The sequence below is a fragment of the Rhodococcus sp. NPDC054953 genome, assembly GCF_053609225.1.
This window is the reverse complement of the sequence record NZ_JBSGXD010000026.1, coordinates 58,215-67,432: the sequence shown is the minus strand read 5'-3', so window position 1 is coordinate 67,432 and position 9,218 is coordinate 58,215. Positions and strand designations below refer to the sequence as shown.

9 protein-coding genes are annotated in these 9,218 nt (G+C 70.4%); 2 read left to right on the top strand and 7 right to left on the bottom strand.

The features are described from left to right. Positions 1-304, top strand: a 304-nt coding sequence (locus ACWF62_RS17065) for an HNH endonuclease signature motif containing protein (RefSeq protein ID WP_452630700.1), incomplete at its 5' end; no start/stop codon positions are given. 138 nt (positions 305-442) lie between these two features. Here ACWF62_RS17065 and ACWF62_RS17060 read toward each other — a convergent pair. Beyond that, positions 443-1,078 (bottom strand): maltokinase N-terminal cap-like domain-containing protein, encoded by a 636-nt coding sequence (locus tag ACWF62_RS17060; RefSeq protein ID WP_378508098.1) that lies wholly within the window; start codon positions 1,076-1,078, stop codon positions 443-445. Positions 1,079-1,163: 85 nt separating this feature from the next. Continuing rightward, complete coding sequence (locus ACWF62_RS17055) at positions 1,164-1,661, bottom strand: MarR family transcriptional regulator (protein ID WP_452630699.1); 498 nt, start codon at positions 1,659-1,661, stop codon at positions 1,164-1,166. Between the two features lie 92 nt (positions 1,662-1,753). On the opposite strand from ACWF62_RS17055, the gene ACWF62_RS17050 reads away from it, so the two are divergent. Then, positions 1,754-2,632, top strand: coding sequence for an alpha/beta fold hydrolase (locus ACWF62_RS17050; protein WP_452630698.1), 879 nt, complete (start codon positions 1,754-1,756; stop codon positions 2,630-2,632). 52 nt (positions 2,633-2,684) lie between these two features. Here ACWF62_RS17050 and ACWF62_RS17045 read toward each other — a convergent pair whose 3' ends face one another. The 5 genes from ACWF62_RS17045 to ACWF62_RS17025 are packed head-to-tail and all read right to left on the bottom strand — an operon-like array spanning position 2,685 to position 9,217. After that, complete coding sequence (locus tag ACWF62_RS17045; protein WP_452630697.1) at positions 2,685-4,694, bottom strand: acetoacetate--CoA ligase; 2,010 nt, start codon at positions 4,692-4,694, stop codon at positions 2,685-2,687. A 2-nt stretch (positions 4,695-4,696) separates the two neighbouring features. After that, entirely contained in the window at positions 4,697-5,521 is an 825-nt protein-coding gene (locus ACWF62_RS17040; RefSeq protein ID WP_452630696.1) for an HpcH/HpaI aldolase/citrate lyase family protein, read from the bottom strand. After that, entirely contained in the window at positions 5,518-6,012 is a 495-nt protein-coding gene (locus ACWF62_RS17035; RefSeq protein WP_378571104.1) for a MaoC family dehydratase, read from the bottom strand. The genes ACWF62_RS17040 and ACWF62_RS17035 overlap by 4 nt, the downstream gene beginning before the upstream one ends. Then, the gene (locus ACWF62_RS17030; protein WP_378571101.1) at positions 6,009-7,172 is read right to left on the bottom strand and encodes an acyl-CoA dehydrogenase family protein; all 1,164 of its coding nucleotides are present in this window, start codon (positions 7,170-7,172) and stop codon (positions 6,009-6,011) included. Before ACWF62_RS17030 ends, ACWF62_RS17035 begins: the two co-directional genes overlap by 4 nt. Next, a complete protein-coding gene (locus ACWF62_RS17025) occupies positions 7,169-9,217 on the bottom strand; it encodes an ATP-binding protein (protein WP_452630695.1) in 2,049 nt (682 codons plus the stop codon). The genes ACWF62_RS17030 and ACWF62_RS17025 overlap by 4 nt, the downstream gene beginning before the upstream one ends. Between the last annotated feature and the right edge of the window lies 1 nt (position 9,218).

The window sequence follows — 9,218 nt, the reverse complement described above, 5'->3', positions numbered from 1 at the left end:
CATCCCCCGCCGACTCCGCCGCGCCCTCGACGCCCGCGACTGCGGCTGCGCCTACCCAGGATGCGGCCGACCCACCGCCTGGACCGACGCCCACCATATTCATCACTGGGCCAACGGAGGCGAAACGAAACTGTCGAACCTGGTGCTGCTCTGCCGCTTTCACCACCGATATATCCACAAAGGCAAATGGACTGTGTACATCGGAGACGATGGCCATCCGTGGTTCACACCCCCACACTGGATCGACCCCGACCGGAAACCCATCCCGGCACACAATCGAAGACAGTTGCTGTTCAGCACCTGAAACACCCTGAAACACAATAGAACCACGGAGCCGCCGAGGCCACGACCGGATAGGTCGCGGCCTGGGCGGCTGCCCGTCCGAACGCCGCACCAGCGCAGGTCGGCGCGTGCGGCACCAGGGGAAGTCCGTTTCGGTGCGCTACCACGGTGTGGAGGCGTCCAACTGCCTTACCGACGCCAGCACACCTCGACCACCGTCCCACTCGCCGACCAGCGTGGGTCCGTCCGGATCCGCATCCACCGGTTGATGGTGCACAACGACTTCGATCCTGCCCGCGCCGATGATGGTGCTACCACCGTGATCCGCGACGCTGACCCGCGTGACGGCGGGAGCCTCGGCTCCGCCGGCCCCGCTGCCCCGGACACGAACCGTGCTGGCGATCCTTCTCGGCTCAGCATCATCGACGTGGATGTACTGCTCGGCCTCGCGGCCACCGCCGTAGACAACGACGAGCAGTTGCTGCACGTAGACAGGGTCGGTTGTCGCGTCATAGACGTAGCGGCGCCCGAGCACCGAATGATCCATCTCCCCGATCAGCCGCGCGCCGACCAGCGGCGTCGAACGATAGGTCATCGGTACCTGATGGATGACGTCGTCGGCGCCGCGCACCAGGTGCGTCTCCACACCGACTTCACCCGCCGGATCGTCAAACCGGAATGCACCAACCCGCTCCAAGGCGGGCGCGGCACCGACACCGAAGTGCGCGCGCGGCAGCCAGTTTCGGATCAGGTCGATCTTGGTGGGAGACAACTCTGCGTCATACAGAAGGGCCATGCCACCGATCGTAGCGACGACGCCACCGGCGCGCCCGCCGCGAACCCCGCGGTGCGGCCTTGCCACCTCCGTACCGCGCCGTACGCTATCCGCCTTCCTCGCCGCCCGCCTGTGCCTCGACCGCTCGGGTCATGTCGGCAAGGAATCGGTCGACGACCGCGCGGTCCTCGACGCTGTACCCACCGATCACGGCCGTCGCGTTGGCGATCACCGGACCGAAGAACGACCAGCCGAGTTCCACGGCATGCGGGGTGACGTCGACGCGGACCCGTCGCCGGTCCCGCTCGTCCCTGGTCCTCCGCACGAGCCCCGCCCGCCCCATCCGATCAACCAGTGCGGTCACCGACGCCGAATTGAGGTGCAGCTGTTCGCGCAGCCACGTCGGGGTCGCGGCCCGCCCGGCACGGCGGGCATCGAGCAGGCAGATCAGGGCGCGGACGTCGGTGGCGTGCAACCCGTTCACCCGCGCGAACTCGGCACCGATCAGGTGTAGTTCGACCATCAACGCGCGCAGTCGGTGGACGGTGCCGAGCGGGTCCTCACCGCGCACCGGGTTCTCGTCGGCCTTGCTGCCAGTGTCCATCCGCAACTCCAGGTGTCGACAACTCGATGCCGACACCCTACTATCTCGACAACCAAAGTATCTCGATTCATCGAGCTATCTAAGGAGTGGCCGTGCGCACGTTCGCCGACTTCACCGCCAGCGTCGAGGGCGCCGCCTTCCGGCGCGCCTACGACCGCGTACTCGGAAAGTGGCCCGTCGAGGTGACCAGCACCGACGTGGAGTCCCGGTTCGGCACCACCCGGGTGCACTCCTGTGGCCGCGCGGATGCCCCACCCGTCGTGTTGCTGCCCGGTGCGGGCGCGACCTCCACGGTGTGGTTCGCGAACGTGGCCGCTCTCGCCGAGAACCACCGGATCCACGCGCTCGACCTGCTCGGCGACGCGGGATGCAGCACCGCGCACGGCGACCCGATGCGCACCGCCGACGACCTACTGTCCTGGTTGCACGCCGTCACCACCGGACTTGGCCTCGACACATTCCGCCTCGTCGGGCATTCGTACGGCGCGATGATCGCACTCGCCTTCGCGCTCCACCGCCCGGACCGGGTCTCGACCCTCGTTCTGCTCGACCCCACGTCGTGTTTCGCGGGATTCCGCTTCCGGTACCTCGCCCGCGCCGCACCGATCCTGCTGCGCCCCACCGAGACCCGGGAACGCGCCTTCATCCGCTGGGAGACCGACGCGGCGCCGATCGACGACGATTGGCTCACCCTCCTCGCCCTCGGCGCCGAGCACTTTCCGACATCGAGGACCATCGTCCCGAAACGGCCCCGCCGCGCCGCGCTCGCCGAGTCCCCAGTGGACACAACCGTGATCCTCGCGGCCGACAGCAAGGCACACCGCAGCGGCCGACTTGCGACCACGATCTCGACGGCCATGCCGCGGGCCCACGTCACGGTCCTGGACGGCGCCACCCACCACACCCTGCCGATGACCCCCGCGGACACCCTCAACGCCGCGCTGATCCGCGCGCTCGGCCGGACCACCTGATCGGGAAGGATCGACCCCGCCTACCGGGGCCGATCCTTCCCGACCGGTCGCGTCACCGCTGCCGGGCGGCGTACCAGTCGATCAGGTCGGGTGCGTCGACGGCGCTGCGATCGACGATCCGGGACGGATCCCCGCCCTGCAGGATCCGCTTGAGCGGCACCTCGAGCTTCTTCCCGGTGCGGGTGTGCGGGATGCCGGGCGCGGCGAGGACCTCGTCGGGGACGTGCCGCGGCGACACCTGGTCCCGCACCGCGCCGCGGATCCGCTCGCGGACCGCATCGTCGAGTTCCACCCCCTCGGCGAGGACGACGAACAGCGGCATCCAGTATCCGCCGTCGGCCTCCTCGACGCCGAGTACGAGCGCCTCCGCCACCTCGGGCAGCCCCTCGACGGCCTGATAGATGTCGGCGCTGCCCATTCGAATACCGTTGCGGTTCAATGTGGAATCCGAACGTCCGTGTACCACGACACTGCCCCGGTCGGTGATCGTGATCCAGTCCCCGTGCCGCCACACCCCCGGATAGTCGGCGAAGTAGGCGTCCCGGTAGCGCGCACCGTCGGCGTCGTTCCAGAACGACACCGGCATCGACGGCATCGGGCGGGTCACCACCAGCTCCCCGACCGCGCCCCGCACCGACCCCCCATTCTCGTCGAACGCGTCGAGGGCGACCCCGAGGTACGGCACCGACAGCTCACCCGGCCACACCGGCACCGTCCGGACGCCACCGGCGAACGCCGTCACCACATCGGTTCCACCACTGATCGAGAACACCGGCACCGTCTCGCCGACGTTCTCGGACAGCCACATCGACGACGACGGCGGCAGCGCGGAGCCGGTGATCCCCACCGACCGCAACGCGGACAGGTCGTGCGCGTCCCGGGGCACCACACCGGCCTTCGCGCACCCGAGCAGATAGCCGGGACTGGTGCCGAGCATCGTCGCACGAGTGCGGGACGCCAACTCCCACAACGCGTCCGGCGCCGGGTACGACGGGCTGCCGTCGTAACAGACGATGGTCGCACCGACCAGCAGCGCCGCGACCTGGAAGTTCCACATCATCCAGCTGGGGCTGGTGTACCAGAACAGGGTGTCGGCGGCGCCGATGTCGTTCTGCAGCGCCAATGACTTCAGATGCTCGAGCACCACACCACCGTGACCGTGCACGATGCCCTTCGGCAGCCCGGTGGTGCCGCTGGAGAACACCACCCACAGCGGATGGTCGAATGGGACGTCGACCGGATCCAGCGGCGCCGCCCCGGCGGTCGCCTCGGCCCAGCACAGCACGGCCCCCGGCGGCGGCGGCGGCGGGCCCGCGGGCTCCGCCGACTCGTCGTCGGCCGCGCCGCCGAGGTGCGGGGTGCGGACCGTCAGGCGCAGCGTCGGCAGTCCGGCGCGGAGGTCCGCGACCTCGGCGTCGCGTCGGTGCACCGTGCCGCCGAACCGGTACCCGTCCGCGACGATCAACGCGACCGGGTCCAGCTGCCCGAGCCGGGCCAGGGCGGCGGGTGCGGAGTAGTCCTGACCGCACGCCGCCCACACCGCGCCCAGGCTCGCGGTCGCGAGGAACGCGATCACCGCTTCCGGAATGTTGGGCAGATACCCGACGACCCGATCCCCCTGGCCGACGCCGTGTGCCTTCAACGTGGCCGCCAGCGCACCGACCTGCCGCCGCAGTTCCGCCCAGGACACCGAGGTGTCGGCGACACCCTCCCCGGAGTAGCGGATCGCCGGCCTGCGCCGCGTCTCGTGCCGCAACGCCTGCCGGGTGTAGTTCAGCCGCACGTCCGGGAACCAGCGGGCGCCGGGCATCGTGTCATCGACGAGGGCCGGGCCGGGCTGCGTCGGCGACTGGACCTCGAAGTACTCCCACACCGAGAGCCAGAAGTCGTCGAGGTCGTCGACGGACCACCGCCACAGGGTCGGGTAGTCGGGCAACCGGACACCCCATCGTCCCTCCGCCCACGAGGCGAAGTCGGTGACGCGTGCCCCCTCGACGTCCTCGTCCGACGGAACCCACTGCGGCCCCGTCGAGTGGTCCCCCGCTGCGTGTGGTCCCGTCATCGTCACTCGACCTCCTGATCACCCGCCCGACGCACGATCCGCTCGGCGTGCCGGAACACCGGGGCGTCCACCATCTTGCCCTCGAAGGTGAACACGCCGCGCTCCGCACCCGCAGCGGCGAGCAGCCTGCGCGCCCAGTCGAGGTCATCCCGTGTCGGCGCATACGCCTCCCGCACCACCGGGACCTGGCTCGGGTGGATCGACACCTTGGCGTCGAACCCGACCGCGACGGCGTCGTCCGCCTCGGCCCGCAGGCCGGTGAGATCACCGATGTCGAGGTACACCGCATCGAGGGCGAGCCTGCCGTGCGCCTTCGCGGCGAGCAGCGACACCGACCTGGCGTGCCGTGCCACGTCCCGGTAGGTGCCGTCGGCGCGGCGGCTGGAGTTCCCGCCGAGCGCGGCGACCAGGTCCTCGGCGCCCCACATCACGCCGATCGCGTTGGCGACCTGCACCGATTCGGCGACGGTCAGCACGCCGAGCGGGGACTCGATCAGCGCGATCACCTGCCTCGGCGCCAGCGACCGCACCTGGTCCGCGGACTCGCACTTGGGGAGCATCACCCGCGGATAGTTCGTCGATAGCAGCGCCTCCAGGTCGAGCCGCTGGTCGTCGGTGCCGTGCGCGTTGATCCGGACGACGGTCCGCCGCGGGTCGAGCGGGGTGTCGATCAGGGCACGCCTGGCCGCCTCCCGGTCACCGGGCGCGACGCCGTCCTCGAGGTCGAGGATCACCACGTCCGCCGCGGCGGCGGCCTTCGCGAACCGCTCCGGCCGGTCGGCCGGGCAGAACAGCCAGGCGGGCCCCGGGGGGCTCCACTCCGTCATTGCTCCCCCTCCGGGCGCATCCGGACCATCGTGGTGCGGACCGCGGTGGCGACGACGTCGCCGTGCTGGTTTCGGGCGGTGTGCGCGAAGGTCACGATGCCCTCACCGGGCCTGCTCCTCGACGCCCGCTTGTCGACGATCACGGTCTCCGCGTACATCGTGTCGCCGTGGAACAGCGGCATCGGGAACGCGACCTCGGAGAACCCGAGGTTGCCGACGATGGTGCCCTGCGTCAGCTGCGCCACCGACAGGCCAACGAGGGTGGACAGGGTGAACATCGAGTTCACCAGCCGAGCGTTGAACGGCGGCAGCGCGTCGGCGAACGCGGCGTCGAGGTGCAGCGCCTGGGTGTTCATCGTCAGCGTGGTGAACAGGACATTGTCGGACTCGGTGACGGTCCGGCCGGGCCGGTGCTCGTAGACGACGCCGGTCTCAAACTCCTCGAACCACAGGCCGCGCTGGACCACCCGGCGCGGCTGCGCGCCGCTCACAGCCCCGCCTCCCGCGCGATCAGCATCAGCTGCACCTCGGTGGTGCCCTCGCCGATCTCGAGGATCTTGCTGTCCCGGTAGTGCCGGGCGACGGTGTACTCGTTCATGAAGCCGTAGCCGCCGAAGATCTGCGTCGCATCGCGGGCGTTGTCCATCGCGGCCTCGCTGGCGACCAGCTTCGCGATCGACGCCTGCTTCTTGAACGGCTTGCCGGACAGCATCAATGCGGCCGCGTCGTAGTAGGCGGTGCGGGCGGTGTGTGCGCGGGCCTCCATCCGGGCGATCTTGAACGCGATCGCCTGGTTGGCCCCGATCGGGTGCCCGAACGCCTCCCGCTCCTTCGCGTACTTCACCGACTCGTCGACGCAGCCCTGCGCGGCGCCGACGGACAACGCCGCGATCGCGATCCGGCCCTCGTCGAGGATCCGCAGGAAGTTGGCGTAGCCGCGACCGCGTTCGCCGAGCAGGTTCGCTCGCGGGACCCGCACGTCGTCGAAGGACAGCGGGTGGGTGTCGGAGGCGTTCCAGCCGACCTTGTTGTAGGCGGGTTCGGCGGTGAACCCCGGCGTGTTGGCGGGCACCAGGATCGTCGAGATCTCCTTCTTGCCATTGTCCTTCACCCCGGTGACCGCGGTGACGGTGACCAGGGTCGTGATGTCCGTTCCGGAGTTGGTGATGAACTGCTTGTTGCCGTTGATCACCCAGCTGTCGCCGTCCTCGCGGGCGGTGGTGCGGGTGCCGCCAGCGTCGCTCCCTGCGCCGGGCTCGGTCAACCCGAACGCGGCCAGGCTGCGGCCACTCGTCAACTGCGGCAACCACTCCTGCTTCTGGGCGTCGTTGCCGAACCGGTACACCGGCATCGCGCCGAGCGACACCCCGGCCTCGAGGGTGATGGCGACCGACTGGTCGACCTTGCCGAGTTCCTCAAGCGCCAGGCACAGCGCGAAGTAGTCGCCGCCCTGGCCGCCGTACTCCTCGGGGAACGGCAGACCGAACAGGCCGAGGTCCGCCATCCCGTCGATCACCTCGTACGGGAAGGTGTGGTTGGCGTCGTGCTCGGCGGCGACCGGCGCGACGACGGTCTGCGCGAAGTCGCGGACGGTCTTGGCGAGCTGCTCGTACTCGTCGGGCAGCGACCCGGTGGAGAGGTAGTCGGTCATGACTGGTCACCCTTCTCGGTGTCTGTGTCGGTGGGAATCACGCGGGCGAGCAGCTGGTCCACCTTGACCTGATCGCCTGCAGCGACGTGGATTTCGACGGTGCCGTCGATGGGGGCGGTGAGGGTGTGCTCCATCTTCATCGCCTCGACGACGACGAGCGCGGTGCCCGCGGTGACGACGGCGCCGTCCTTCGCGCCGACGGCGATCACGGCGCCGGGCATCGGGCTGGTCAGCTCGGCCTCCCCGGCGTGCGCGTCACCGCCGCGGACGCTCTCCTCGGCGATCTCCCGGACCAGCGCGACCCCGGACGACGAGGCCAGCCACAGGTGTCCGTCACCGTCGGCGACGCGGTACGTCTCGCTGCGCCCGTCGATCACGACGCGGAGCGCGCCGCCGTCCGACGAGGCGGTCAGGGACCGGCTGACCCCGTCCTCGAGTTGCACCGTCGCCGCCTCCGGGCGGCCGGTGATCCGCACGTGCTCCGTGCGGGTCGACGTGGCGAGCCGGAAGCTGGTGGGGACGGCGCCGCCGACCCGCCAGCCGGTGGGGACGCCCCACGGGTCCGCGGGCGTTCGCGGCCACAGTTGCAGCCACCGGTACGCGCCTGCCGCGACGATCTGGTCGTCGCTCGGTTCGGGTGCGACGAAGTCGCCGAGGCGCCGGTCCAGCAGTCCGGTGTCGAGGTTGCCCGCGCGCACGTCGGGGTCGGCGAGCAGGAACCGGGCGAAGTCGATGTTGGTGACGACACCGAGGATCGCGGTCCGCGCGAGGGCACGGTCGAGGCCGCGCAGCGCCGTCGCACGGTCCGGGCCGTGCACGATCACCTTCGAGAGCATCGGGTCGTAGTCGCTGCCGACCACCGTGCCGACCCGCAGGCCGGAATCCACCCGCACCCCGGGGCCGCTCGGCTCGACGAGGTCGACGACGGTGCCGCCGGTCGGCAGGAAGCCGCGGGCCGGGTCCTCGGCGTAGACGCGGGCCTCGATCGCGTGCCCGGTCATCGTGACGGCGTCCTGGCCGAGTGTCAGCTTCTCCCCTGCCGCGACCCGCAGCTGCCATTCGACCAGGTCGACGCCGGTGACCATCTCGGTGACCGGGTGCTCGACCTGCAGCCGGGTGTTCATCTCCATGAAGAAGAACTCGTCCGGACGGTCCGCGGAGACGATGAACTCGACGGTGCCGACGCCCGCGTAGTCGACGCTGCGGGCCGTGTTGCACGCCGCAGCGCCGATCCGGGCCCGGGTCGCGGCGTCCAGCAGCGGTGACGGCGCCTCCTCGATGACCTTCTGGTGTCGGCGCTGCAGGCTGCACTCGCGTTCACCGAGGTGGATCACGTTCCCGTGGGTGTCGGCGAGGACCTGCACCTCGATGTGCCTTGGCCGCAGCACGAATCGTTCCAGGAATAGGGTGTCGTCGCCGAACGCGGACGCCGCCTCCCGGCGCGCACTGGCCAGCGCCGCGGGCAGGTCCGCGGGATCCTCCACCAGCCGCATGCCCTTGCCGCCGCCGCCCGCGGACGGTTTCACCAGCACCGGGTAGCCGACCTCGCCGGCGGCGTCGATCAGTTCGGAGTCGGTCAGGCCCGGCCTCGCGATGCCCGGAACCACGGGCACATCGAACGCGGCGACCGCGTTCTTGGCGGTGATCTTGTCGCCCATCACCTCGATGGCGTGCGCGGACGGTCCGAGGAACGCGATGCCCGCCTGCTCCAGTGCCGCCGCGAATGCCGCGTTCTCGGAGAGAAATCCGTAGCCCGGGTGCACGGCCTGCGCGCCGGTCCGCAGCGCCGCGTCGACCACCTTCCCGATGTCGAGGTAGCTCTCCCTGGCCTGCGCCGGGCCGAGCCGCACCGCGGTGTCCGCCTCGTGGACGTGCCTGGCGTCGATGTCGGCGTCGCTGTAGACGGCGACCGAGCGAATCCCCATCGCGCGCAGGGTGCGGATCACCCGGACCGCGATCTCGCCGCGGTTGGCGACAAGGACGGTGCGGAACGCGCCCGCGGTGTCGGAAGATGGTGCCGTCGTCATCATTTCGCTCACAGTCATG